The organism is Sphingomonas sp. UYP23 (genome assembly GCF_054059235.1).
This window is the reverse complement of sequence record NZ_JBSSBX010000001.1, coordinates 4,532,683-4,558,157: the sequence shown is the minus strand read 5'-3', so window position 1 is coordinate 4,558,157 and position 25,475 is coordinate 4,532,683. Positions and strand designations below refer to the sequence as shown.

At 68.9% G+C, this 25,475-nt stretch carries 18 protein-coding genes; 6 read left to right on the top strand and 12 right to left on the bottom strand.

Annotation, left to right across the window (positions count from 1 at the left end):
• Positions 1 to 105: 105 nt before the first annotated feature.
• The 4 genes from ACVWYO_RS22350 to ACVWYO_RS22335 all read right to left on the bottom strand — a co-directional run bounded on the left by ACVWYO_RS22350 (position 106) and on the right by ACVWYO_RS22335 (position 4,401).
• The gene (locus ACVWYO_RS22350) at positions 106 to 1,044 is read right to left on the bottom strand and encodes a DUF808 domain-containing protein (protein WP_457354587.1); all 939 of its coding nucleotides are present in this window, start codon (positions 1,042 to 1,044) and stop codon (positions 106 to 108) included.
• A 240-nt stretch (positions 1,045 to 1,284) separates the two neighbouring features.
• On the bottom strand, positions 1,285 to 2,157 hold the full coding sequence (locus tag ACVWYO_RS22345; protein WP_457354585.1) for a BadF/BadG/BcrA/BcrD ATPase family protein: 873 nt from the start codon (positions 2,155 to 2,157) through the stop codon (positions 1,285 to 1,287).
• A 49-nt stretch (positions 2,158 to 2,206) separates the two neighbouring features.
• Positions 2,207 to 3,352, bottom strand: a complete 1,146-nt coding sequence (gene nagA, locus ACVWYO_RS22340) for an N-acetylglucosamine-6-phosphate deacetylase (RefSeq protein WP_457354583.1) — start codon at positions 3,350 to 3,352, stop codon at positions 2,207 to 2,209.
• A complete protein-coding gene (locus tag ACVWYO_RS22335; RefSeq protein WP_457354581.1) occupies positions 3,349 to 4,401 on the bottom strand; it encodes an SIS domain-containing protein in 1,053 nt (350 codons plus the stop codon). Before ACVWYO_RS22335 ends, nagA begins: the two co-directional genes overlap by 4 nt.
• A gap of 299 nt (positions 4,402 to 4,700) precedes the next feature.
• Between ACVWYO_RS22335 and ACVWYO_RS22330 the strand changes: the two genes are divergently transcribed.
• Positions 4,701 to 5,591 (top strand): N-acetylmuramic acid 6-phosphate etherase, encoded by an 891-nt coding sequence (locus tag ACVWYO_RS22330; protein ID WP_457354579.1) that lies wholly within the window; start codon positions 4,701 to 4,703, stop codon positions 5,589 to 5,591.
• 2 nt (positions 5,592 to 5,593) lie between these two features.
• Positions 5,594 to 6,322 carry a GntR family transcriptional regulator gene (locus ACVWYO_RS22325; RefSeq protein WP_457355118.1) on the top strand — a complete coding sequence of 243 codons (729 nt, stop codon included), beginning with the start codon at positions 5,594 to 5,596 and terminating at the stop codon, positions 6,320 to 6,322.
• A gap of 19 nt (positions 6,323 to 6,341) precedes the next feature.
• Here the strand turns inward: ACVWYO_RS22325 and dacB are convergent, their stop codons facing one another.
• The 7 genes from dacB to ACVWYO_RS22290 form a co-directional block, all read right to left on the bottom strand.
• A complete protein-coding gene (gene dacB, locus ACVWYO_RS22320; protein WP_457354577.1) occupies positions 6,342 to 7,763 on the bottom strand; it encodes a D-alanyl-D-alanine carboxypeptidase/D-alanyl-D-alanine endopeptidase in 1,422 nt (473 codons plus the stop codon).
• The gene (locus tag ACVWYO_RS22315) at positions 7,760 to 8,644 is read right to left on the bottom strand and encodes a LysR family transcriptional regulator (protein WP_457354575.1); all 885 of its coding nucleotides are present in this window, start codon (positions 8,642 to 8,644) and stop codon (positions 7,760 to 7,762) included. Before ACVWYO_RS22315 ends, dacB begins: the two co-directional genes overlap by 4 nt.
• A gap of 12 nt (positions 8,645 to 8,656) precedes the next feature.
• Complete coding sequence (locus ACVWYO_RS22310) at positions 8,657 to 9,904, bottom strand: dicarboxylate/amino acid:cation symporter (protein ID WP_457354573.1); 1,248 nt, start codon at positions 9,902 to 9,904, stop codon at positions 8,657 to 8,659.
• Positions 9,901 to 10,893: an N-acetyl-D-Glu racemase DgcA gene (gene dgcA, locus ACVWYO_RS22305; RefSeq protein WP_457354571.1), complete on the bottom strand. Its 993-nt coding sequence runs from the start codon at positions 10,891 to 10,893 to the stop codon at positions 9,901 to 9,903. The genes ACVWYO_RS22310 and dgcA overlap by 4 nt, the downstream gene beginning before the upstream one ends.
• Positions 10,851 to 11,888, bottom strand: a complete 1,038-nt coding sequence (dgcN, locus tag ACVWYO_RS22300; RefSeq protein ID WP_457354569.1) for an N-acetyltransferase DgcN — start codon at positions 11,886 to 11,888, stop codon at positions 10,851 to 10,853. Before dgcN ends, dgcA begins: the two co-directional genes overlap by 43 nt.
• A 92-nt stretch (positions 11,889 to 11,980) precedes the next feature.
• Positions 11,981 to 13,561, bottom strand: coding sequence for an N-acyl-D-amino-acid deacylase family protein (locus ACVWYO_RS22295; RefSeq protein WP_457354567.1), 1,581 nt, complete (start codon positions 13,559 to 13,561; stop codon positions 11,981 to 11,983).
• Positions 13,558 to 15,939 (bottom strand): penicillin acylase family protein, encoded by a 2,382-nt coding sequence (locus ACVWYO_RS22290; protein WP_457354565.1) that lies wholly within the window; start codon positions 15,937 to 15,939, stop codon positions 13,558 to 13,560. The genes ACVWYO_RS22295 and ACVWYO_RS22290 overlap by 4 nt, the downstream gene beginning before the upstream one ends.
• 756 nt (positions 15,940 to 16,695) lie before the next feature.
• Here ACVWYO_RS22290 and ACVWYO_RS22285 point away from each other — a divergent pair.
• The 4 genes from ACVWYO_RS22285 (at position 16,696) to ACVWYO_RS22270 (ending at position 23,182) form a co-directional block, all read left to right on the top strand.
• Positions 16,696 to 19,293, top strand: a complete 2,598-nt coding sequence (locus ACVWYO_RS22285) for a TonB-dependent receptor domain-containing protein (RefSeq protein WP_457354563.1) — start codon at positions 16,696 to 16,698, stop codon at positions 19,291 to 19,293.
• Positions 19,290 to 20,546, top strand: coding sequence for a dipeptidase (locus ACVWYO_RS22280; RefSeq protein WP_457354561.1), 1,257 nt, complete (start codon positions 19,290 to 19,292; stop codon positions 20,544 to 20,546). The genes ACVWYO_RS22285 and ACVWYO_RS22280 overlap by 4 nt, the downstream gene beginning before the upstream one ends.
• 135 nt (positions 20,547 to 20,681) lie before the next feature.
• The gene (locus ACVWYO_RS22275; RefSeq protein WP_457354559.1) at positions 20,682 to 22,178 is read left to right on the top strand and encodes a permease; all 1,497 of its coding nucleotides are present in this window, start codon (positions 20,682 to 20,684) and stop codon (positions 22,176 to 22,178) included.
• Positions 22,175 to 23,182 (top strand): serine hydrolase domain-containing protein, encoded by a 1,008-nt coding sequence (locus ACVWYO_RS22270; protein ID WP_457354557.1) that lies wholly within the window; start codon positions 22,175 to 22,177, stop codon positions 23,180 to 23,182. Before ACVWYO_RS22275 ends, ACVWYO_RS22270 begins: the two co-directional genes overlap by 4 nt.
• A 181-nt stretch (positions 23,183 to 23,363) precedes the next feature.
• Here the strand turns inward: ACVWYO_RS22270 and ACVWYO_RS22265 are convergent, their stop codons facing one another.
• Positions 23,364 to 25,433: a M13 family metallopeptidase gene (locus tag ACVWYO_RS22265; RefSeq protein ID WP_457354555.1), complete on the bottom strand. Its 2,070-nt coding sequence runs from the start codon at positions 25,431 to 25,433 to the stop codon at positions 23,364 to 23,366.
• Positions 25,434 to 25,475: the final 42 nt, after the last annotated feature.

The window sequence follows — 25,475 nt, the reverse complement described above, 5'->3', positions numbered from 1 at the left end:
GATCAAGGCACGGCGTCCGCCGTGCCAGATCGAAATTCGTTGCGCGGGTGTAACTCGCAAGCGGGTCAATGGCTCCCGCACACTATCCCCGGAGCGGCCAGACTGTTACGCGTGCTGCCCGCGCAGCTTTATGACGGCGGCGTGGCCGAGCACGATCGCACCGCCGACCAACAGGCCGACCACCGCCGCAAAGGTCGCACCGGCCGCCCATCCGGCCGCGCTGCCAATCCCCGGCAGCGTCTTGGCCGCAGCGCTGAGCGCGTGGCTGATGTGCGCCGGTCCGCCGACCCCGAAAGTCTCGAGTCCATGGACCAGGATGCCGCCGCCGACCCAGATCATCGCCGCCGTACCGATGATCGACAGGCACCGCATCAGCAGCGGCATCCCGGTCACCAGCCCGCGGCCGATCGCACGCGCGAGCGCATTGTCGCGCTGCGCCAGCAGCAGGCCGATATCGTCCATCTTCACGATCAGTGCGACCACGCCGTACACCCCCAGCGTGATCGCGACGCTGACCAACGCGAGCACGATCGCCTGGGTGACGATCGGCGAGCCTGCCACTTCGGCCAGCGCGATCGCCATGATCTCGACCGAGAGGATCAGGTCGGTGCGGATCGCGCCTGACACCTTCTGCGCCTCCAGCACCGTCGCGTCGCCCGTTACCGGCGCGTCCTCGGCCGCGTGGGCGCCGAAGATCGCCTCGACGACTTTCTCGCTACCCTCGAAACACAGATACGCGCCGCCGAGCATCAGCAATGGGGTCACGAGCCACGGCGCGAACGCGCTGAGAAGCAGCGCCGCGGGGAGCAGGATGAGCAGCTTGTTGCGCAGCGATCCAAGCGCGATCTTGCCGATGATCGGCAATTCGCGCTCGGCGGTGAATCCCGCGACGTAGCGCGGAGTGACCGCGGCATCATCGACGATCACGCCCATCGCCTTGGTCCCGGCCTTGCCGGTCGCGGCGGCGACGTCGTCGAGCGACGCGGCGGCGAGCTTGGTGATCGCGGCAACATCGTCGAGCAGCGCTACGAGTCCTGACGGCATGGTCGTCCTTCGGTTTGGTCGATGGCGGCGAGAGCGGTCGCGCCCGCGGCCGACGAACGCGTATAGCGGTTCGGGGCGGTCGCCGCGACACTTGCGCGACCGCATTCGCGATCCAGTGAGGGGCGCGGCGTGCGGCGACAAGCATGCGGCCGGCGCAGCCATGCGATGTGACGATCCAGCAACAATCCCGAAACAGAAGCCTGTCGTCACCACGACCGTCCGCACCGGGCGTCGATGCCGTTATCGCGCCGGATCGGCGCGATACCCCGCCAGCCGCAACGCGCCGTCCAGCGAGTCGCCCAGCGCCACGCTGAGCCGTTCGACGGTACGCGCGCGCAGCCACGGGCGGATCCGCGGCGCGAGGCCGCCGACGAGCGTGCAGCGGGTCGCGCCGCGCTCGAAGATCGTCTCGATAAAGCGCTCGATATGGTTCGCCGCCTGTTTGACGATCGAGCGTGCGATGGTGTCGCCGGCCTCGGCATAGTCCATCACCAGCGGCGCGAACGTGCCGTAGTCGCGCGGGGTGGCCTGGTCCATCCAGGCGATCGCCTTGGCGGTGTCGTGATCGAAGCGCTCGGTCACCGCGGTGCTCAAGGGGGTCTGGCGCGTTCGCCCGTCGAGCGCGCGCAGCGCGTGCCGCATCGCCGACAGGCCGAGCGCGGCGCCGCTGCCTTCGTCGGAGATCGGGAAGCCGTAGCCGCCGATCGTGAAGTCGCGACCCGCGACCCGAAGCTGCGCCGCGCTGCCCGTGCCGATGATGAGGATCGCGCCGTCCTGCCCGGCGTGCGCGCCGAGGTTGGCGATCTGCGCATCGGTGGCATAGGCCACATCGGCGAAACCGAAGTCGCGCGCAGCCAGGGCATCGAGCAGGCCGGTCCGGCTGATCCCGGCGATCCCCATCCCGGCATGGATGGTCGCGCGCTGCTCGGTCGTCAGGCCGGCGTGTGCGATGGCGTGGTCGGCGGTTTGCGCGAGCGTCGTGTACAGTGTTTCGATGCCAACGCGCGCATTGGCCGGGCCCGAATGGCCTTCGCCGATCACAGTGCCGCGCGCGTCGATCAGCCGGGCGCGGCAATGGCTTCCGCCCGCATCGATGCCGAGATAGTAGGTCATGTGGGGACTCCCGTGCGGGGTCGCCCGTCAGCGTGCGGGCGTCCCACCGTCATTCGGCGCGGTCGACGCGCGCGCCGGCGATCCAGGTCGCGGTCACACGGCGCGCATCGTCGAGATGGACGAGATCGGCGCGCAGCCCGGGAGCGATCATGCCGATTTCTCCGTCGAGCCGCAGGAACGCGGCGGGGGTGCCACTCGCCATGCGCGAGGCGGCGACCATGTCGCATCCCATCAGGTCGATCGCGTTGCGGAACGCCTGCGCCATCGTCAGCGCCGAGCCGGCCAGCGTGCCGTCGGGCGCGCGACAGGTCCCGCCGACGACGGCGATCTCCTGCCCCATCAGCGTAAAGCGATCGCGTTGCCCGCCGACCGGCGGCATCGCATCGGTCACCAGCATGATGCCCTCGACCCCGCGTGCGAGCAAGGCGACCCGCAATGCGGCGGGGTGGACGTGGAGGCCGTCGGCGATCAGCCCGAAATGACTGGCGCGATCCTCGAGCGCCGCGCCGACCATGCCGGGGTCGCGGCTGAGGAACTGCGTCATCGCGTTGAACAGGTGCGTGAAGCCTGCCAGCCCCTCGGCCAGCGCTGCGCGGGTCTGATCATAGTCTGCGAGCGAATGCCCGGCGCAGACCAGAATACCCGCTTCGGCCAGCGCACGCACCGCGCCCGCCGGTGCCAGCTCGGGCGCGAGCGTGACGATGCGGCGACCGCGCGAGGGCGCCGTCAGCCGGGCGAGCGCGTCTCGATCGATCGTGCTGAAGCGGGCCGGATCGTGGATGCCCTTCTTCTGCGGGTTGAGGTGCGGCCCCTCGATATGGACGCCGAGGACGCCGGGCACGCCTGCCGCGAGCGCGTCTTCGCCCGCTGCGATGGCGGCTTCGACGATCGGGGCGCGGTCGCTGATCAGCGTCGGCAACAGGCCGGTCGTGCCGGAGCGGCGGTGCGCCTCGGCGATCGTACGGATGCCGGCGAGCGTCGGTGCGTCGTTGAACAGCACGTCGCCGCCGCCATTGACCTGGGTGTCGATGAAGCCAGGGAGGAGCCAGCCGCCGCCAAGCTCGCGGCGCTCGAAGCCTTCGGGAATGCGTGCGGCGAGCGCGACAATCCGCGTGCCATCCAGGAGCAGCGCCTGCTGGTCGACGATGCGATCCGCCAGCACGATGCGGGCGCCGGTGAGCGCGATCCGGGTCATAGCGTGCGCGTCACCTTGTTGAGGTGCGGCGGATGATCCGGGTCGAGCCCGCGCGCCCGCGCAAGCGCCTCGGCGAGCCCGTAGAAACTCTGGATCTGCGCGATCGCGCCGAGCACGGGATGCACGTCGCGCGGCGAGGGCAGGACGGTGGCGGTCGGCACCAGCGCGGCTTCGAGCCCGGCGACGACGAGCTGCGCACCGCGTTCGGCAAAATCCGCCAGCCGCTCGACCAGACCTTCGCGCGCCACGTCGAGCGGTGCCAGTACCAGCACCGGATCGCCAGCGCCGATCAGTCGCATCGGGCCATGCGCGACCTCCGCGCTGCTGAACGCCTCGGCATGGATCGCTGAAGTTTCCTTGAGCTTGAGCGCCGCCTCGCCAGCGATCGGCAGCGTCGGCCCGCGCCCGAGCACCAGCATGGTCGTTGCGTCGCGAAGCAACGGGACGGCTGATGTCCAATCGGCCCGCGCGGCCTGTTCGAGCACCGCGCGAGTCGCGTCCAACGCAGCGAGGAGCGCTTCATCGCCGCCCCACTCGGCTGCGAGATGGGCGAGCGCGACGAGCGTACAGACGAAGCTCTTGGTGGCAGCGACGCTGGTTTCGGGCCCGGCGTGAACTGGAATGACGATCTGGGCGAGATCGGCGAGCGGCGACGCAGCGTCGTTGACGACCGCGATGACGACGGCGCCGCGCCGGTGTGCGTCCGCAGCGGCGGCAAGCAGATCGGGGCTTCGGCCCGACTGCGAGATCGCGACGAGCGGTACACCGTCGAAGCGCGGCGCGGTCGTGTGGTAAAGCGAACCGATCGACGGCGCGTGACTCAGCGTCGGCATCGCGACGCGCGTTTCGAGCAGGAACTTGGCGAAGCCCGCCGCCTGGTCCGAACTCCCGCGCGCGAGGGTGGCGGCAAAGGGTGGGGCCAGGTCGCGCAGCCGCTTTCCCGCTTCGCGCATCAGACCGGCGTTGCGGGCGAGCTGCTCGGACGCCCTGGCCGGCGCCTCGAGCGCTTCCTCGGCCATCTTGGTCGGCTCGGATTCGGAGGCTGGCATAAGTGTAGAATACCAATCCGAATGAACGGCGCAAGTGGTCTCGTATTGGAATTGCTATATAAGAGGGTTTGACAGCTTTTCGGATGGATCGATGGCGCCGTCATAGATCCAATACGATACCGATGTTTACAATCTCGATGCGTCGCTGCACAGTGATCCGCTACGCACGCGCGCGCCTCAAGCGATCGTGGGTGGCAGGACGGAGGACCGGCGATGGTAAAGGATCACAAGAGCGGACGTACGCGCGCATCGTCCGGGCGCGCCATCGTCGCGACAGCAGCGTCAAATCAGGATATCGCATGAAGACCGAAGCGCTCGATCCCCGGTATCGCGATCTCGACCGCTGGCCGACCGAAGCGGCGGTAGATGCGATGCTCGAGGGCCAGATGGCCGCGATCGCCGCGATCCAATCGCAGACGCGCGCGATCGCGCAGGCCGCCGATGCGGCAGCGTCGCGGCTCGGCGAGCGGGGCCGCCTGGTCTTCGTCGGCGCGGGCACGTCGGGCCGGCTCGCGGTGCAGGACGGGGCCGAGCTTCACCCGACCTTCGGCTGGCCGATGGAGCGCCTGGTCTTCCTGATGGCCGGGGGCACCGGGGCGCTCACCCAGGCCTATGAGGGTGCCGAGGACGATGCCGCGGCGGCGCAGGCCGAGATCGACGCCGCCGAGGTCGGCGCGAGCGACGTCGTGATCGGCGTCGCGGCGAGTGGCCGCACGCCCTATACGCTCGCCGCGACCGTGGCCGCGCGTGCTGCGGGCGCGCTGACGATCGCCATCGCCAACAATGCCGGCTCGGCGCTGCTCGACGCCGCCGAGCATCCGATCTGCGCGGTCACCGGCAGCGAGGTGCTCGCCGGATCGACGCGGATGAAGGCGGGGACCGCGCAGAAGGCGATCCTTACCATACTCTCGACTGCGATCATGCTACGGCGCGGGCTGGTCTATGACGGCCGGATGGTGGCGATGCGGATCTCGAACGCGAAGTTGCTGCAGCGCGGGCGCACGATGGTCATGGAGATCGCCGGGGTCGATGCCGAGACGGCAATCCACGCCCTCGATGCCGCGCATAACGACATCCGGCGGGGCGTGCTCGTCTCGCTTGGGCTGTCGCCCGACGAGGCCAAAGCGGCGCTCGATACGGCCGGAGGTAATCTGCGTGGCGCGCTCGAGGCCATGAAAGCGCGGGGATGACGATGCGCGACATTGCCTGGACCTCGAGCGCGGAAGGAACACCGCTCTACCTCCAACTCGCGCGCAGCCTGCGCGAGCATATCAGCAGCGGCGGGATCGATCCGGGCAGCGCGCTGCCCTCCGAACGCGATCTCAGCGAGATGGCCAAGCTCTCGCGCGTCACCGTGCGCAAGGGGATCGAGCAACTCGTCGGCGAAGGCGTGCTGTTCCGCAAGCAGGGCTCGGGCACCTTCGTCGCGCGGCGGATCGAGGCGGCGGGGAGCAGGCTCAGCAGCTTCAGCGACGAAACCCGCGCGCGCGGCGAAGCGCCGGGCGTGGTGTGGATCAACAAGACCTATGCGCAGCCGACCGAAGAAGAAGCCGCGGCGCTGCAGATTAGCCCCGCGGCACGCGTCGCGCGGCTCGGGCGGGTTCGTCTGGCCGGCGGCGAGCCGCTCGCAATCGAACATGCGATCATCCCGGCGGACTTCCTGCCCGATCTCGATACGCTCGGCGACTCGCTCTACCAGGCGCTCGACGCGTATGGCTGCCGCCCGACTGCGGGCACGCAGCGGGTGCGGGCTTCGCTCGCGACGCCGACCGAGGCCGGGATCCTCAGCGTGCGGCAGAATTCCGAAGTGTTGCGGATCGAGCGACTGACGCGGATTTCCGACGGCCGCTTCGTCGAATTCACCCGCTCGGTGTACCGCGGTGACCGCTACGAGTTCGTGACGCCGCTCGCGGACGTTTAGCAGGCGAGCAAGCCGCCGCTCAGTGCGTCGCCGCGACGGCAAGCAGTGCTGCGTCGATCGCCTTGGTGGCGGAGGCGTCGCCCGGAACATCGTTGGCGAAGGCGGCGAAGGTCAGCACATGGCCGCTGGCGGCGGTGAGATAGCCCGATACGGCATTGGTCGCGTTGAGCGAGCCGGTCTTGGCGAAAAGGCGGCCGTCGAGCGCGGTCGCGTGGAAGCGCGCGGCGAGCGTGCCGTCGACGCCGCCGACCGGCAGCGTCGCGCGCCATGCCGCGCCCCAGGGCTGCGCGGCGATCCAGCGCAGCACCGCGATGGTGGCGCGCGGCGTGACGCGGTTGTAGCTCGACATGCCCGATCCATCGGCGAAATCATATTGCCAGCGCGGCACGCCGATCGCGCTCAGCATCCTGATGACCGCGGCGCGGCCGTCGGCGACCGAACCGCTGCCTGTGGCTGCCGCGACCCGACGCAGGAAGAGTTCGGCGTGAAGGTTCTGGCTCACCTTGTTGGTGAGGCGAGCGTCGTCCCCGAGCGGCGGCGGCGTCAGCCGCGCAAGGGCCGCTGGCGGGGCAGGGGGACGTGGGGCAGGTGCGCTACCGCGGACCTCGGGATCGTCCGCGGGAGACAAAGGCCGGTGGCGCACGGTCACGCTTCCCGTCACGCGCACGCCGTTTTCGCGCAGCAAGCGGGCCAGTCGCCAGGCGGCGCGATACGCCGGATCGTCGAGACCGACCAGCAAGGGCCGCGGTGCCGCGCCTGCGCCGACGGTGCCGGTGATACGCAGCGTGTCGCTGCCGGGCAGGCGCGTGACGTCCAGCGCCGTTGTGCCGCCAGCGACGGTGATTGCGCGGTTCTCGATCCGGTAATAGCCATCGCCGGTAATCGCCGGCGATGCCCCGAGCGCGCCGGGCACGACCGCAAGCTCGACCACATTGTCGTCGATCGTCAACGCCGAGATCGCCGTGCCATATCGCCCAGCCTGGTTGTTCCAGCTCATCCCTTGCGGCCAGCGCTCGTCGGGAAAGGCGCTGTCATCGCCGATCACATCGTCGACGACGTGCGTGCGCGCAGCGACGGCGCGGGCGAGTTGGGCGAGACAGTCGACCCGGCAGTCCGCAGCGCTCGAGAGGCGCGCATCGCCATGGCCGACGAGCACCACGTCGCGTCCCTCGAGCCGCACCTCCGCCCCGCCGCCGCCATCCGCCGCCGTCATGTCGAGCGTGGCGAAGGCGGCGGCTGTCGTGAAGATCTTGGTGTTGGAGGCGGGCACGAAACGCTCGTCGGGGCGGATCGCAACGATCTCGCGACCTTGGTCGTCGCTCACCAGCAGGCCGATCCGCGTGCCGGGCCCGGCCTGCGCGAGCGCGCTCGTGACGGCATCGGATGACGCCGCCGCTGGCGTGGGGGCGGCGAGCAGAAGACCAAGCAGCAGCGGCGTCATGGCGCCTCGATCACGGTACCGAGCACCGCCAGGAAATCGCTCGCCAGCGCGCTCGGCGGCCGGTCGAGCAAGTGCATCGCATGGATGTCGAAGGTCAGCGAGGGCTTGAGCGGGCGCATCGCGAGCCCGGGCGCGAGACACGCCTCGGCGGTTAGATTGTCGACCACCGTCACCCCGACGCCCGCGCGGACCAGCGCCGCGCCGATGTAAAAGGTGCGCGCCGAGACGATCTCGTTGAGCTCGAGCCCGATCCGCTCGACCTCGGTCGTGAACAGATGGCCGATCGGCCCGCTTGCCGCGAGCGAGATGAAGGGTTGCCCGGCAAGCTGGCTGAGCTCGAGCCGGGGCGGCGCGTCGGGCAGCTCGGCCTCGCGATAGAGCATCACCAATTCGCCCTCGCCGAGCCAGATCTGCCCCAAGGGCGCGCCGCGCGGCGCCTGATAGCCGATCGCGATCTCGGTCTCGCGCTCATAGAGCTTGCGCAGCACGTCGTCGTGATGGGTTGTCTGCAGGTCGAAGCGCACGTCGGGATGCGTCTTGAGGAAGCGCGCGACCGCCGTCGGCAGGGCGCTCAGCGCGAGGCTCGGCAGTGCGGAAATGCGCAGCGTCGCGCCGCCCCCGGTGCGCAGGTTGCGCCCCGCCTCGCGCAAGGCGCGCACGCGCTCCTGGATCTCGGCGACGTCGCCGAACATCGCATGGGCGTCCTCGGTCGGCACCATCCGCCCGGCGTTGCGCTGGAACAGTTCGAAGCCGAGCAGCGATTCGGCGTGACGGAGCGTCTTCGACACCGAGGGTTGCGAAATGTTGAGCGCGCGCGCGGCGGCGCTGACCGAGCCGTTGACGTACACGGCGTGAAAGATTTCGATGTGGCGCAGGTTCATAAGCGCGCCATCCTAGCCCGATGTCGCCCCGCGGAACACCGCCGTGTCGAGCGCGCCCGTCCGGCGCGCGACCAGGGTCGCGACGGTGAGGTTGGCCGAGACCGACGGCGTGGTGCGCGTCATGTCGAGCAGGCGGTCGAACGGCAGGACGAGGCCGACGATCAGCGCGGTCTGCTCGGGCGCGACGCCGACCGCCGAGAGCATCGCCGCGAGCATGAAGAGCGAGGCGGAGGGCACCGGTGCCGTGCCGAACGCCGCGAGCGCGCCGGTCAGCAGCATGACGAGCAACATGCCGGGATCGGGCGTTATGCCGAGCGCCTGGAGCGCGAACTGGCCCATCAGGCCGACGTACATCGCCGTCCCGTCCTTGCCGATGCTCGCGCCGAGCGGGAGGACGGTGCCGGCCACGGCCGGCGCGATGCCGAGATTGTCCTCGGCCACGCGCAACCCGACAGGCAAGGTCGCCGAGGAGGACGCTGTCGAGAAGCCGACGACGAGCGCATCGAGGATGCCGCGGAAGAAGCGCAGCGCGGGGAGCCGCGCGACCCAGGCGATCAGCGCACCATGGAACAGCATCTGCACGAGCGAGGCGATCACGACGCACAGCGCGAGCGCGCCGATATTGACGAACACCGCCGCCCCGCTGGTCGCCACCGCGCGCGCGATCAGCGCGAGCACGCCGAGCGGGGTTACTTCCATCACGATCCGCACGATCTGCAGCAGCACCGCGGCGAGCCCCTCGAACAGCTTGACCACCGGCCGCCCCGCCTCGCCCGCGGCGACCATGCCGACGCCGAGCAGCACCGCGGTGAAGATGACCGCGAGCATGTCGCCCTTGGCGAGCGCGTCCAGGATGTTGACGGGGACGATCCCGAGCACCTGGTCGCTCGGCGAAACCGCGGCGCCCAGCGCATGCGGCGCGACGCCCGCGAGCACGATGCCGGCACCGGGTCGGAGGATCAGCCCGGTCGCCATGCCGATCGTCACCGCGACGATCGTCGTGAAGGCGAACAGCAGCACCGTCCGCCCGCCGATCGCGCCGAGCCGCCGCGGATCGCCGAGCGCGGCGATGCCGGCGGCGATCGTCACGAGTACGACCGGTACGACGAGCATCCGGATCAGCCGCACGAACAAATCGCCGAGGATCGCGATCGCGTTCGCGCCCGCGGGCCACAGCGTGCCGAGGATCACGCCGATCACAAGACCGCCGATTACCCGCTGCCACAGCGGCACCGCGAACCAGCGTCGCGCGATGCTCACGCCGCGGAGCCCCAGAAACCGGGCTCGGGCGGGGCGAGCACGCCGTTGCGGTCGCTGACGCCGCCGGGCCGGTCTTCCGAAAGCCAGAGCGGACCGTCGAGATCGACGAACGCCGCCTCGCCGGCCAGCAGCAGCGCCGGCGCGATGCCGAGCGACGAACACACCATACAGCCGACCATCAGCCCGAACCCGCGCGCCCGCGCGGCATCGGCGAGGTCGAGCGCCTCGGTGAGGCCGCCGGTCTTGTCGAGCTTGATATTGACGTACCGGTAGCGATCAGCGAGCGCGTCGAGGTCGGCACTCGTATGGAGCGATTCATCCGCACATAGCGGCACGCGGCTGGAAAAACTGGCCAGGACGGCATCCTCGCCCGCCGGCAACGGCTGCTCGAGCAGATCGACACGGTGTTCGACTAGCAGATCCTGCCAGCGCTCGAGCTCGGCGATCGTCCAGCTTTCGTTCGGGTCGACGATCATGCGCGGCGCGGGAGCGGCGGCGCGAACTGCGGCGATCTGATCGGCCGCCCCCGCGCGATCGACCTTGACCTTGAGCAACGGGACCCGCGCGACCCGGGTGGCCGCGGCGGACATGGCTTCGGGGGTGTCGATCGCGATGGTCATCGCGGAGGGGACTGGCACGGGTTGGGCCACCCCGGCAAGCGCAGCGACGCTGCTCCCGGCAAGACGCGCTTCGAGATCCCACAAGGCGCAATCGACCGCGTTCCGCGCGGCACCGGGCGGCAGGAGCGCGCGCAGATCGGCACGGCTCACGCCGGCCTCGATCGGCGCAGCGACACGGGCGATCTGCGCGAGCGCATCGTCGATCGTCTCGCCATAGCGCGGATAGGGCACGCCTTCGCCGCGGCCTTCGAGCGCGCCCTGGCGCACTGTGACGGTGACGACGTCGGCCGCCGTCTTCACGCCCCGCGCGATGCGGAAGGGCGCGTTCAGGCCGAAGCGGTGGTGGCGAGCGTCGAGGGTACGAAGCATTGCAGCAGCCAATCAGTGATCGGGTCGGCGCCGAAGCGATAGGGGTCGGTGCAGGGCAGGCCGAGCGCGTCGCTGGTTGCGGCGCAGAGCCGCCGCGCGGCCTCCTCGTCGAGCTTGACCGTGTTCAGCGCGACGCCGACCGCGCGCACATAAGGACTGGTGAGCCGCGCGACCTGTATGTTCGCGGCGAGGCATTCGGCCAGGTCGGGAAGGTCATAGTGCGGCAGGCCGCGCATATGTGCGCGCGACGGATCGTGGCAGAGCACGAGCGCCGCCGGCTGCGCGCCGTGAAGCAACCCGGTCGAGACGCCAGCGAAGGACGGGTGGAACAGCGAGCCCTGGCCCTCGATCAGATCCCAGCCATCGTCGCCGCGCGCCGGCGCAAGCGTCTCGATCGCGCCCGAGATGAAATCGGCGACGACCGCGTCGAGCGGCACGCCGTCACCCGCGATCAGGATGCCGGTCTGGCCGGTCGCGCGAAAATCGGCGACGACGCCGCGGCGCTGGAGCGCGTCGCGCAGCGCCAGCGTGGCGTACATCTTGCCGACCGAGCAATCGGTCCCGACGGTGAGCAGGCGGTTGCCAGCGCGCCGCTTGCCGGTGCCGACCGGAATATCCGCGCGCGGATCGCGCACGTCAAACAGGTGGACACCCGCGGCGGCTGCCGCCTCGACCAGCCGCGGATCGTCGCGCAGCCGCTGGTGGAGCCCGGCGGCGACGTTCATCCCCTGCGCGATTGCCTGCAGCGCATCCTGGACCAGCGCCTCGCCCAGCCGGCCGCCGGCATTGGCGATGCCGAGCACCAGCGTGCGTGCGCCCGCCGCACGCGCGGCGGCAGCGTCCATCCGCGGCAGGCCGAGCGTGAGCGGGCAATCGTCGTGGCGCCATTCTCCCACGCAATCGTCGCGGCGGAAGGCGGCGAGGCCGCGCGAGGTCTTGATGCCGACATCGTCGTCGGAATGGCCGAGATAGAGGAGGAAGGGGCCGGGGATCATCGCGGTCCTACGCAAACGAGGGAGGAGCCACCGGTGTATAGATGCCCGCCGATCCGCCCAGTATTTGTCGGGCGGCGCGCCATAACCCTCGGCTATGCCCCGCAGCCGGCGGGCCGCGGACGCAGCAGCACGCGCCCCGCCGCCGCGCCGGTCACGGCGCTGTCGCGCAGCGCGAGCTTCCCGTTGACGAACAGCGCGCTCACCCCGACGCTGGGGACGCGCGGGTGGATGTAGTCGGCGCGGGGAGCGAAGCGCGCGGGATCGAGCACGACCACGTCGGCATAATAACCGGCGCGCAGATAGCCGCGATGATCGATCTTGTAGATATCCGCGGTAAGCCCGCTCGAGCGCCGGATGAAGTCGGCGAGCGGGATGACCTTGCGATGCTCGACGTAGAGCCGGTATTTCTGTGGCATCGTCGCATATTGCCGCGGGTGGCCGTCCGAGCCGTCGGAGCTGGTCACCACCCAGGGCTGTTGCATGATGAGATCGACATCGCGATCGATCATGTTGAAGCTGGCGACGCCGACCCCGGCGGGACCGGTGCCGGCCGCATCGGGCGTCTTCAGGATGCGGATCGCCGCGTCGATCGGCGAGATGCTCCACTGCGTCGCCATCTGCGCGAGCGTTTTGCCCGTCCACGGCTGGCCTTCGGAAGTGAGCAGCAGCGACTCCGCCCCGCCGCGCCGCCGGAGGTTCTCGGTCATCTCGGTCTTGATGCGGGCAAGCGTGGCCGGCTCGGCGAAACGCGCGAGCATCGCCTTGTAGCCGCCATCGACCGCCCAGCGCGGGACGAGCGAGGCATCGACGCTCGAGCCCGAGGCGAGCCAGGGATATTGGTCCGCGGTGACGTCCTGTCCGGCGCGACGTGCCGCCTCGATCGTCGCGATCAGCTCGGGGGCGTGACCCTGCAGATCGACGCCGAGCGCCTTGAGGTGCGCGAAATGGACCGGCATGTGCGCGCGCCGTCCGATCTCGATGGCTTCCTTGGTGCTGGCAATCAGGCCGATCGTGTAGTTCGATTCGTCGCGCTGATGCGTATCGTACATTCCGCCGCGGCTTCCCGCTTCCGCGGCGACGGCGGCGACCTCGTCGGTCGTGGCGAAGCTTTGGGGAGCGTAGAACAAACCGGTCGAGAGTCCGATCGCGCCCTCGCACATGCCCTTCGCCAGAAGCGCCTTTTCCTGTGCGAGTTCTACGGCGGTCGGCGCGCGATTGGCCTCGCCGAGCACGCGCTGGCGAATCGCGCCGAAACCGACGAACGGGACGACGTTGGTGCCGATCCCGCTGGCTTCGAGTTTGCGCGCGTCCGCCGCGACGTCGGGAGTGCCGCCGCCATCGACGCCGGTGACGATCGTCGAGACGCCTTGCGCGAGCCACGGCAGGTTCAATCGCGCCCTGGCGTCGAGCGAGCGGAGATAGGTGTCGGGGTGGGTATGCGCATCGATCAGGCCGGGGGCGACGATCTGGCCGGTCGCGTCGATGATCGTCGTCGCGGCGGTGTGCCGTGCGGGGCCGACATAGACGATCCGGTCGCCGACAAGCTCGACGTCGCCGACGATCGGCGGCGTCGCCGCGCCGGTATAGATCGTGCCGCCGCGGATCACGACGTCGACCTTCGGGGACGCCGCGCCGACGATCAGCAGCGCGGCGAGGATCGGCAGGCGGTTCATGGCTGGATTCCTTGCGGGGTAAGCGTCAGGCGACCGACCGAATGCGCATCGACCGCGGCGCGGCTGTAGAGCATTGGCTGGAGCTGACCCACGCTCCAGCTCGCGACCTGATCCTGATAGTGCGGCGAGCGCGGATCGTTGGACTGGCCGGGGAGGTTGAGCATCAGCGAATTGTCCCACGCGCCGACGTCGATGACCTGCAGATAGCTTGCGCCACCGCCCGCAGACCAGCCAGGGCCGTTGCCGAGCCAGCGTGCCTGTACCGTATAACTGTCGCCCCCCGTCGGGCCGACCTCGATCGGCGGGAAGGCGGCGGCGATCGCGGGGATCCGTGCGAGCGGATGCTGGATGCGCAGCCGATGCAGTGCCCCCCAGCGCCATGCCGCGGGATCGGGGCCGAGCAGCGCCCGCGCGCTGGTCCAGGCGGCGATCAAGGCGGCGTCGAACATCGCATCGCGGGCGGCCAGCGGGTTCGGGCCGAGCCGCGCGTCGGGGCGGGCGAGCAGGCCGAGCAGGACCGAGGGGCCGATCGAGGTGACGATCGCTTTGGCGCGCTCGGGGACGATCGCGGCGAGCATGCGATGGCCGAGCTCGCGCCAGAGGATCTCGAACAACGCCGCCGCGCCGCTTGCCGCGTCGAGCCGGCAGTCCCAGCCGCGCAGCAGCGCCACCGCCGGCCGCGCCGCTTCCGACGGCGCCGTCGGCAGCAGCGCGACGAGCTGGCGGGCGGGCGTGGACAGCGTGTCGTGCTGAAGCGCGACGCTGTCGGCAAGGGTATGGCGGGTTTGATGCGACAGGACGTCGGAGATCCGCTCGTATCTATAGGGATCGCGGAAATCGAAGGCGGGGATACGGTCGCTCGGCCAGTCAGATGGCAAATTGTCTTGATTGGCCGAGGCGAACCAGCCCTTGGCGGGGTTATAGTCGCTCGGCAGCGCGCGATGGTCGCGGAACCCGGTCCAGTCGTAGCGGCCGTCGCCCGGCACCGGCATCAGCGCCACGCCGCGCTTGCGCAGCGGCATGAAGCCGATCGCTTGCCACCCGGTATTGCCTGCGACATCGGCGTAGTGAAAGTTGGTCGGGGACGGGTGGAGCTTGAACGCCTCCTGAAGCCCGGCCCAGTCGCGCGCGAGGTTGATCGCGATCATCGAGAACGATCCGCCGCCGCCCGGCTGCATCGCGATCGAGGCGAGCGCGGTCGCACGCCGTTTGGCCGGATCGTGCGATACGACTGGTCCCTGTACCGCGTAGCGCAGCACCGCGGTCTGCGCCGCGCCGCCCTTTACGGGTATCGCGACCTCGATGCGGGTGAAGCGCTGCCAGCCCTTCGCATGGCGGTAACGCTCGGGGTCGCTCGGATGCAGCTCGAGGACGAACAGATCCTCCTGGTCGATGTGGAAGTTGGTGCGCCCGAAGGCGAACCGGTCGGTATGGCCCTGCATGATGCCGGGCAGGCCGGGCGCGCCGCCGCCGATCACGTCGAGCCCCGGTGCGGTGAGGTGTGCAACGTGGCGTGGGCCGAAACCGCCGATACCCAGATGCGGATCGTTGGCGAGGATCGGCCGCCCCGTCGCCGAGCGCGCCGCAGCGATCGTCCAGGCGTTGCTGCCGGCATTGGTGCGCTCGAGCCGACCCGAGCGTTCGTCGGGATCGACGACCGGGGTGTTGGGCCCGAACGGCAGGCGGCCGATCGTCAGCACGCCCAGATCGTCGTCGGACACAGCGGCCACGTCGAGCCCGTCGGGCACGGTCAGCGGGTGCGCCGGCAGCAGCGGCGCGATCACCGCGTCGAGCTCGAGCAGGCCGAGCGCGGCGAGCTGCGCGCGGCGGACTTCGTCGTCGGCATTGCCGGCCGCTGCGCCACGCACGCGCACCAGGTCGGCAATGTCCCAGCGGAGCGGTGCGACGCCCAGGATGCGGTATTCGAGCGGCAGCAGTGTCGGATCGGCGGTGACCTCGTCGATACGCGCATTGACCCCGGCGATGTAGGCGCGTGCGCAGGCGAGCACGGCGGCGGGAAGCCGGCGAAGTTCCGCATCGCTGTCGCCGCGATAATGGAACAGCCGGGCTTGCGCGTCGTGCTTGACGAACTCGGCGCCGTAGGCTTCCGCCATCCGCCCAAGCTCGCGGCGGTGCCCGAAATCGATCTGGAACAGCCGATCGCGGGCGACGACATAGCCCTGGCCGAAGAATGCGTCGGGGATCGACTGGGCGCGGATATGGGGGATGCCGTACACGTCGTCGAGGATCTCGATCGGCGCGGTCGGCCCGCGCACGCTCGCCCGCCTGTCGCCGGCATCGGCCGCGCGACAGGCCGGGGCTACCGCGATCGCGGCGGCGGCGACCGAGCGCAGCAGAAAGGATCGGCGATTGATCATGGTCTGGCTTTCATGGCTGGCGCGACGCCGAGAGGCTAGCGTTGTGTCGCGATGCCGGCCCATATCGAGCACGGTCTAGGGCATAGCAGCGAGTTATGGTCGGCTCCCATAGAGGCAGGCTATGGGAGCGCGAAGATCCGGCTCTTGACGCTTTCACACAAGACCGCGCACTTTCCCCAATCGCAGCAGGGGGAACTGGCCCAGAGAGGTCGGCGGGACAACAGCCGTAGGTCGCAGATACAGGAAAGCGTCGAGAAGCGCTCCGTATGTGCGAGTCCGGTCAGGGAAGGACAATCATGACGAATTCCGATCAGGCTCGGCGCCGAATGGCGATGATGCTCGGGTGCAGCGTTGCGGCGATCGCGCTTGCGACTCCAGCCGTAGCGCAGACGGTACGATCGCAGGCGGTCGCACCGGACGCGGGGGATATGGCAACGCCAGGGGCGGCACCGCAGGACCGCGCCGCGCTGCAACAGAATGAGTCGATCGTGCGGGGCGATGAAGACGGGCCGGACGTCGTCGTCACGGGCTCGCGGGTCGCGCGCAGCGGCTTCTTGGCGCCAACGCCGCTGACGGTGCTGGGCCAGACCGAGATCCAGAACCAGTCGCCGTCGAACAACATCGCCGATTTCGTCAACCAGCAGCCCGCGCTCGCCGGATCGACCAAACCCGCCAATTCGCGCCTCAATCTGTCGAGCGGGCAGGCTGGGCATCAACGCGCTCAACCTGCGCAATCTGGGCGAGGTCCGCACGCTCGTGCTGGTCGACGGCCATCGCTCGGTCGGGTCGACGATCACCGGGCTGGTCGATGTCAACACGATCCCGCAAGGGCTGGTGAAGAGCGTCGAGGTCGTCACTGGCGGCGCATCGGCGGCGTACGGGTCGGACGCCGTGGCGGGCGTCGTTAACTTCATCCTCGATAAGAAATTTCAGGGGCTTCGCCTCACGGCCGATAACGGCATCACGCAATATGGCGACGGCCACAATTACTCGGCGGCGCTGACCGCCGGCACGTCGTTTGCGGACGGTCGCGGGCATATCGAGGTCGAGGGCGAATATGCGCACCGCGACGGCATCTTCCAGGTCGATCGCGCGTGGAACGCGACGGGCTATGTCCGCATCCAGGACCCGAACTGGACCGCGAACAGCACGACCCCGCAGTTCATCACCACCAAGCGACAGATCGGCGCGGCGAACTCCGCGCCTGGCGGTCTCATCACCGGCAGCATGGCGGTGGCGGGAAGCGGCGTTGCCGCGAACAGCCTGCGCGGCGTCTATTTCGGCAGCGGCGGCCAGCCGCAGCAATTCCAATATGGCGCGCTGACCTTCCCGTCGGCGACCGGAAGCACGGCACCGACGCTGACGCAGGGCGGCAGCTGGCAGGTCAACGATTCGGGGCGCAACATCGGGCTCGATCCGCAGGACGATCGCTACGGCGTGTTCGGCCGGGCGAGTTTCGACGTCACCGACCGCATCGAGCTGTACGCCGAAGGGTCGTTCAACCGGCAGCATATCCTGTTCAACGCCGGTCCGAACCTGCAGACCGGCATCACGCTTTCCGCGACCAATCCGTATCTCGTCGCGGCGCTCGGCGCGTCGCGGCTGGCCGGGATCAGCAGCGTGACGCTGGCGACCACGTCGGTCGATCTGCCGTCGCGCACGGTCGACAACCGGCGCAAGGTGCAGCGCTACCAGATCGGCAGCGACGGCAAGTTCGATGTGTTCGGCAAGACCGTGTCGTTCGATATCTACGGCCAATATGGCCGGGCCGACTTGCGCGAGCAGCTCCGCAACATCCAGAATATCACGAAGATCGCCAACGCGACCAACGCCGCGGTCGCGCCGGCGGGCAATTCGGGTGGCTATGCCGCCGGATCGATCCAGTGCGCGATCAACGTCGATGCGATCGCCACCAACAACGATGCGGCATGCGTGCCGCTCAACCGGCTCGGCGTCGGCGTCGCCGATCCGGCGGCGATCGCCTATGTCCTCGGCTCGCCGTATCGCGACGAGGTCACCGAGCAGAAGACCGCAGGGGTAAACTTCCGCGCCTCGCCGTTCCGGACCTGGGCGGGCGACGTCAGCGTCGCGATCGGCGGCGAATGGCGCGAGGAAAGCATCCGCGGCTATGTGCCGCAGGAGTTCCAGCCGATTTCCACGGTCAACGCGCAAGGCCGCCCGACCGGCACCAACACCTGGTCGGTCGGCAACTATCTCCCCACCAACGGCCGCTACAACGTCAAGGAAGCCTATCTCGAGACGGTCGTTCCGCTCGGTCTCGGGCTCGAGTTCAACGGCGCGGTGCGCGGAACCGATTATTCGACCTCGGGCGGCGTGGTCACCTGGAAGCTCGGCGGGACGTGGTCGCCGATCCCCGACATCCGCTTCCGCGTGGTCCGCTCGCGCGACATCCGCGCGCCCAATCTGAACGAACTGTATCAGGCAGGGTCGGCCAACAGCGATTCGGTGCGCAATCCGTCCTTCACCGCCGACGGTGCCAACGGGCCGGCAAACTACAGCTATTCCGGCATCGCGACGGGCAACCCGAACCTGCGCCCCGAAGTCGCCGATTCCTGGACGATCGGCGCGGTGCTCGCGCCACGCTTCCTCAAGGGCTTCAACGCCTCGATCGATTATTGGCGGATCAACATCAAGCAGGGCATCACCAGCTTCAGCGCGCAGGACATCGTCAATCTGTGCAGTCTGGGGCAGCAGCGGTTCTGCGACGCGATCACCCAGGACTCCGCGCGCTCGATACCCGGTCAGCCGTACCTCCTGATCCGTACCCAACCGTTCAACGCGGCGAACCAGCTCACCCGGGGTATCGATTTCGACACCAGCTATCGTACGCAACTCTTCACCGAGACGGCGCTGACGCTGCGCGGCCAGGCGACCCGCTACCTGGATAACATCCTCGACACCGGGGTGCCGGGGACGGTGCCGGTCAATTCGGTGGGGGTCAACGGCGGGCAGGCGACGACGCCGACCTGGATCTTCCGGGGCAGCGTGACGCTGGATCTGCCGAGCACGTCGATCACCGCGGTCGGACGCGGGGTCAGCGCGGGCCGCTATTCCGCCACCGGCATCGAATGCCAGACGGGTTGCCCGCTCTCGACCACGACCAATCCGACCTATGACAACAATCGGGTCTCGGGGCTGTTCTATGCCGATCTCAACGTGACGCAGAACGTCCGCGTCGCCGGCACGGTAAAGGCGCAGTTCTTCGTCAACGTGACCAACCTGTTCAATCGCGAGCCGCTGCTGGTTCCCGAGACGGGCCTGGCTGCGAACAGCACCTATTCGGACATGCTCGGCCGTGCCTTCCGCTTCGGCATCCGCGTGCAGACGCGGTGAGGCGGTTCGCATTCCTCGGGCTGGCGGTCGCACTCGCGACGCCGGCCGCCGCACAGACGGGGCCAAGCCAGGGCGATACTGCGCGCGCCGAGCGCGTGCTCGCGCGCGCGCCGGTTATCGACGGGCATAACGACCTCGCCTGGGAGATCGCGCATTATCAGGGTGGCAGCGTCGCGGTCGCCCGCAAGGGCGGGGCGGATTTGCCGCGGCCGTTGCAGACCGATCTCGCGCGGCTGAAGGCGGGGCATGTCGGCGGCCAGTTCTGGTCGGTGTGGATCCCGGCGGATGTGACCGGGCCCAAGGCGGTCGAGCTGACGCTCGAGCAGATCGACGTGGTGCGTCGGCTGGTCGCCGCCAATCCCGACGCGCTTGCGCTTGCGACGACCGCCGCGGACGTCCGGCGGATCATGACGAGCGGGCGGACCGCGAGCCTGATCGGGGTCGAGGGCGGCCATCAGATCGACGGACGCCTGTCGGTGCTCCGTCAATATCGTGCGCTCGGCGTGGGCTATATGACGCTGACCCACAGCCGCAGCCTGCCGTGGGCGGATTCATCAACCGATGAGGCGGTAGCGGGCGGCCTGTCGCCGTTTGGCAAGCGCGTCATTGCCGAGATGAACCGGATCGGGATGCTGGTCGATGTCAGCCATGTCGCGGATTCGACGATGCGCGCGGCGCTGGCTGCATCGAAGGCGCCGGTGATCGCCTCGCACTCGTCCGCCCGCGCCCTGGCGCCGGTGCCGCGCAACATTCCGGACGATCTGCTTGTCGCGATCGGGGCGAACGGCGGCGTGGTGATGGTGAACTTCTATCCCGCCTTCCTGTCCGGCGCGTGGAAGCAATGGGACGTGGCGCGCACCGCCTACGCCAAATCGCTCGCGGTGCCCGGCGATGTGTACGGCCCGCACGCCGCCGCGCCGCTCGTCGAGTGGGATCACGCACATCCGATGCCGCGCGTCACCGTCGCGACGGTAGCGGATCATATCGAGCATGTCGCCAAGATCGCGGGCCACGACCATGTCGGCCTGGGCGGCGATTTCGACGGGATCGACAATACCGCGCCCGAGGGAATGAACGGCGTCGACGGCTATCCCAAGGTCATCGCAGAACTGGCCCGACGGGGGTGGAGCGACGGCGACCTCGCCAAGCTGACCAACGGCAACATCCTTCGCGTCATGGAACGCGCCGAGGCGGTCGCCGCGTCGATGGCGGATCTGCCGGCCGACGACGCTACGGATCGCAGTGCGAAATAGGGTGGGGCAAGCGGATTCCGGATCGGTGCGCCACTGCGGTTCCGCGCGCGCTTCAAAGAATACGGGACTTGGGTTCATGGGAGAAAGATCGTCGCCGGTATCGAGGCATATCCGCGAAGCCTCGATCGGGCGCCGGTGTTGACCGCGTCGACCGCCGTGCCGCCGCCGCGGACGGGGCGGCCCAGTCTTCGGCTGATGACGCTGTTCGTCCTGCTCGGTTTTTCGGCGGGGTTGCCGTTCTACATGTTCTCGACCGTGCTTTCGGCGCGGCTCGCGAAGCATGGCCTCGACATCGTGCTGATCGGCTTTTTCGGTTGGGTCGCGCTGCTGCCGACCTTCAAGTTCCTGTGGGCACCGCTGCTCGATGCCTTCGCAGTGCCCGGGCTGTCACGCGTCTTCGGCAAGCGGATGAGCTGGATCGTCACCGCGCAGATCGGGATCGTCACAGCGATGGTGGGGATGGCCTATACCTCGGCCGATACCAACCTGCCGCTGGTCGCGCTGCTCGCCGTGCTGCTCGCCTTCTGGACGACGACGCTCGAGGTCGCCGCCGATGGCTGGCGCGTCGAGCTGGCGCCGACGGCGGGCGAGCAGGGCCCGCTCACCGCCGCCAACCTGTGGGGCTATCGCACCGCCATGGCGGCTTCGTCGCTGGTCGCGCTGACCGTGGCGGACCGCGCGGGATGGGTGTGGGGCTATCTGGCGGTCGCGGTGCTCGCGGCGGTGCCGCTTCCGATCCTGATCAGCCTGGCGCCCGGCGGGCGCGGCGCGGGCGGGATGATTGCGGCGCTGATGACGGGGCTGGTGGCGATCGCGGTGCTGCTCGCCGGCGCGCTCGCCTTTTTCGGGAGTTTCGGCTGGGTCGCGCTGCACCTCGCGATCGCCGCCGGGATTAGCGCAAAAAGCAATGCGACCGTCGCGGTGCTCGTCCTGTGCCTCGTGCCGTTCGTCCTGATGGCGGTCGCGCTGCCGTGGATCGTCCGGTTGCCGGCGACCGCGTGGGCGCGGCGCTCGACCTGGCTGGGGCCGTACGTCAACATCTTCTGGCGGTTCGGCTATCGCGTGCTGCCGTTGCTCGGTTTCGTCACCTTCTATCGGATGGGCGACGTGCTGACGCTGTGGGGCGTCAAGCCGCTCGAGATCGCCGCGCATTACGATCTCACCACGATGGGCATCGCCGACGGCTTCGTGACGACGCCGTCGAGCATGGCGGGCGTCCTGGTCGGCGCGACGCTCGCCGTGCGGCTGCGGATGAGCCGCGCGCTGGTGCTGGGTGCGATCGGGTCGGCGCTGGGCAATTGGATCTTCGTGTGGCTGTGGCACGTGCCGCCAAACGGGCTCGCGATCTACACCGCCACCGCGGTCGATCAGTTCGCGCATGGCATGGAGGGCGCGATCTTCGTCGTCTATCTCTCGCTGCTGGTGAACCCGCGCTACGCCGGAGCGCAATATGCCTTCCTGTCGGGATTCGCCTTCCTGTTGCCCCGACTGCTGCAGGGGGCGGGGGGCGAGATCGTCAAGGCGATCGGCTATGACGAATTCTTCTGGCTGTCGGGCACGTTGAGCCTGGCGGCGGTCCTGTTCCTGCCGCTGATCGCCGGCATCCGGCCGCGCGACGAGGAGACCGTATGATCGACGTTGACGCCGCCTTCGCACCCGCCGCGGCTGCCGTCGCTGCAGGGCAGGTGCCCGGCGCGACGCTGGGCGTGGTTACCCGCGATGGCTGGAGTGCGACGCGGACCCTGGGCCTCGCACAGCTTGAGCCGGTGGCGGAACCATTGACCCCGGAGCACTGGTTCGACCTCGCTTCGGTCTCGAAGGTCATCGCGACCACCAGCATGGTGCTCGCGCTTGCCGATCAGGGCCTGATCGATCTCGACCGGCCGCTCACCGACGCGATCCCCGACCTGCGCCAATACGATATCGCCAATGCGCCCGAGCGCCGCCTGACGTTCCGCGACTGTCTCGTCCACCGCACCTTCCTGCCCGCGGTCGAGCCGATCTACACCTACGGCGACGATCCCGCCCGGTTGCGCGCCTTCGTCCTACAGCGCGAATGGCGCCACGGGCCACCGGTCTATTCCGACATCAATTTCCTTCTGCTCGGCATCGCGATCGAGCGGATTACCGGCGCCCCGCTGCGCGACTGGCCGCTCGGACCGGAGCTCTCCTTCGGCCCGCCGCCCGGGCCAGCGGTCGCGACCGAGCGCTGCGCGTGGCGCGGGCGCGTGCTCAAGGGCGAGGTGCATGACGAAAATTGCGCTGCGATGGGCGGCGCGACCGGTCATGCCGGGCTGTTCGGCACGGTTGCCGGGGTGCTCGGCTTTGCGCGCGGCGTGCTCGACGGCAGCGGGATGTCGCCTGCTGCGTTGAGCGCGATCTCCACCCCGGTACACGGCCCACGCACCTGCGGCTGGGAGGTGCGCCATGCCGACTGGTCGGGCGGTCAGCTTTGTTCGGGAGCGACGATCGGCCATACCGGCTTCACCGGCACCGGGCTATGGATCGATCTCGACCGTGGGCTTGCCTGGACGCTGCTCACCAACCGCGTGCATCCGACGCGCCAGCGCGACAGCGGCATCTTCACGCTGCGCCCGGCAGTGGGAGACGCGGTGATTGCGGCGGCGGGACAGTGAGGCGGTCGGGCTGACGCGGCTCGTGGAGCGTGAGCGCCGGTCGCTCGCGCTGCGCGGGTTGGGCGAGGCGGCCCTCGATCGTCGGGGCACCCAGCGGCAGCTGTCTCGGAGCAGGCGGGCGTTGCCAAGGCCGCACACCGCGCACCCGCCCGCCATGATCCGATGCGTCCGTGGACGACGTCTACCAGATGCGAACGCGGTCGGCGGGCGCGAGATACTGCTTCTGCGTCGGATCGATCTTCCACGCCGCGTACCAGGCATCGACGTTGCGCAGCGGATTCACCGCGCGGATCTGTCCTGGCGAGTGCGGATCGCTGACGAGCTGCTGGCGCAGCGCCTCGTTGCGGAACAGGGTGCGCCACACCTGACCCCAGCCCAGGAAAAAGCGCTGGTCGCCGGTGAAACCGTCGATCACCGGCGCCGGCTTGCCGCCGAGCGCTGCGTGATAGGCATCGAGTGAGATCAGCACCCCGCCCAGATCGCCTATATTCTCGCCCATCGATGCGCGACCGTTGATGTGGATGCCCGGCAACCCGTCGAAGCTATAGGCTTCATACTGTCCGCCAAGCCGCGTTGCCTGGGCCTCGAACTTGGTGGCGTCCTCTGCGGTCCACCAATCGCGCAGGATCCCGCGACCGTCCGACTTGCGGCCCTGGTCGTCGAAACCGTGGCTGATCTCATGGCCGATCACGCCGCCGATGCCACCGTAATTGATCGCGTCATCGGCCTTGGGATCGAAGAAGGGCGGTTGCAGGATCGCCGCGGGAAAGACGATCTCGTTCTTGACCGAATTGTAATAGGCGTTGACCGTTTGCGGGGTCATGCCCCACTCAGCCTTGTCGACCGGGATGCCGATGCGACGCCGGCGATAGTCCCATTCGAACCGCTGCGCGCGCTCGGCATTGCCGACCAGATCGCCCTGTTTGACCTCAAGCGCACTATAGTCCCGCCATTTCTCGGGATAGCCGATCTTGACGGTGAAGCCTTGCAATTTGGCGAGCGCCTGGTCCTTGGTCTGCGGCCCCATCCAGGCGAGGTTGCGAATGCGTCCCGCCAGTGCACCGCGCAGATTGCCGACGAGCTGGTCCATCTTCGTCTTGGATTCGGGCGGGAAGTAGAGCGCGACGTAATCGCGACCGATGCCTTCGCCGACCCCATTCTCGGTAAAGACAACGGCACGCTTCCAGCGCTCGCGCTGCTCGGGTTGCCCATTCAGGAACTTGGAGCGGAAATCGAACTGGGCGTCGACGAAGCGCTTCGACAGCAGGGGCGCGATGTCGTCGGCGGTGCGGAACGCCTCCCAGGCCTTGAGCGTGGGCAGATCGGTGTCGGCGAAGACGCGCGCGATGCCGGGGAAGGCGGTGTTCTGCGCCACGATCGCGCGGTCGGTGGCGGCGATCCCGGCGGCTTGGAAGAAGGTCGCCCAGGGGAAGCCCTGCGCCTGGCTGTTCAGCTCGGCGATCGTCGTCGGGTTATACGTCTTGTCCCGATTGCGGCTCTGCGCGCGGGTCCAATGCGCGTTCGCCAGCTTGGTCTCCATCGCGACGACGCCGTTCGCGGCGGCATCGGCATCGGGCCACCCGGCGAGCGTCAGCAGCTGCGCCACATATTGCCGATAGCGCGCGACTTGCGGCGCGAACTTCGCGTCGAGATACAGGTCGCGGTCGCCCAGGCCAAGCCCCGACTGGCGCAGGTAGAGCGCGTAGCGGTCGGGCTGCTTTGCGTCGTCATTCACCCCCGGCGCGAAGAAACTGGCACCGAATCCGCCGAGCGAGCGGCCCATCAGTCGCGCGATATCGTCCTTCGATTTCGCCGCCTTGATCGGCGCGAGGCGCTGCGTGAGCGGCTGCGCATCGAGCCGCTCCGCCATCGCGGTGTCCATGAAGCCGGCATAGAGGATCGCCGCTTTCATCCGGTCAGGATGGGCGGCGTCGGCTGGACTGTAGCCACCGATGAGCGCGCGCAGCCGCTGCTCGGACAGATCGCGCAAGACGGCGAACGCGCCATAGGATGAGCGGTCGGTCGGGATCTGGGTGTTGGCCGCCCAGGTTCCGTTGACGAAGCGAAACCAGTCGTCTCCCGGCTTCACGCTGCGATCCATCCCCGCGGTATCGAAGCCCCAGGTCCCATAGCCGGTCGCGGCCGGCTGAGTCTGTGCCGGGACTGTCGCTTGCGGTCCTTGGCTCGCCGCAGGATTGGTTATCACCACAGCGCCGAACAAAGCAGCGAGGGGCAGGTGCTTGCTGATCAACCATCTTCTCCATTTGTGTGTCAGGAGACTTATATGGTCCGT

Excerpts from the sequence above, each read along its gene's own strand:
- dgcA (WP_457354571.1), bottom strand. The coding sequence starts at position 10,893 with ATGCTTCGTACCCTCGACGCTCGCCACCACCGCTTCGGCCTGAACGCG.
- ACVWYO_RS22295 (WP_457354567.1), bottom strand. The coding sequence starts at position 13,561 with ATGAACCGCCTGCCGATCCTCGCCGCGCTGCTGATCGTCGGCGCGGCG.
- ACVWYO_RS22315 (WP_457354575.1), bottom strand. The coding sequence starts at position 8,644 with ATGAACCTGCGCCACATCGAAATCTTTCACGCCGTGTACGTCAACGGC.
- dgcN (WP_457354569.1), bottom strand. The coding sequence starts at position 11,888 with ATGATCCCCGGCCCCTTCCTCCTCTATCTCGGCCATTCCGACGACGAT.
- ACVWYO_RS22330 (WP_457354579.1), top strand. The coding sequence starts at position 4,701 with ATGAAGACCGAAGCGCTCGATCCCCGGTATCGCGATCTCGACCGCTGG.
- ACVWYO_RS22270 (WP_457354557.1), top strand. The coding sequence starts at position 22,175 with ATGATCGACGTTGACGCCGCCTTCGCACCCGCCGCGGCTGCCGTCGCT.
- dacB (WP_457354577.1), bottom strand. The coding sequence starts at position 7,763 with ATGACGCCGCTGCTGCTTGGTCTTCTGCTCGCCGCCCCCACGCCAGCG.
- nagA (WP_457354583.1), bottom strand. The coding sequence starts at position 3,352 with ATGACCCGGATCGCGCTCACCGGCGCCCGCATCGTGCTGGCGGATCGC.
- ACVWYO_RS22345 (WP_457354585.1), bottom strand. The coding sequence starts at position 2,157 with ATGACCTACTATCTCGGCATCGATGCGGGCGGAAGCCATTGCCGCGCC.
- ACVWYO_RS22350 (WP_457354587.1), bottom strand. The coding sequence starts at position 1,044 with ATGCCGTCAGGACTCGTAGCGCTGCTCGACGATGTTGCCGCGATCACC.
- ACVWYO_RS22335 (WP_457354581.1), bottom strand. The coding sequence starts at position 4,401 with ATGCCAGCCTCCGAATCCGAGCCGACCAAGATGGCCGAGGAAGCGCTC.
- ACVWYO_RS22325 (WP_457355118.1), top strand. The coding sequence starts at position 5,594 with ATGCGCGACATTGCCTGGACCTCGAGCGCGGAAGGAACACCGCTCTAC.
- ACVWYO_RS22290 (WP_457354565.1), bottom strand. The coding sequence starts at position 15,939 with ATGATCAATCGCCGATCCTTTCTGCTGCGCTCGGTCGCCGCCGCCGCG.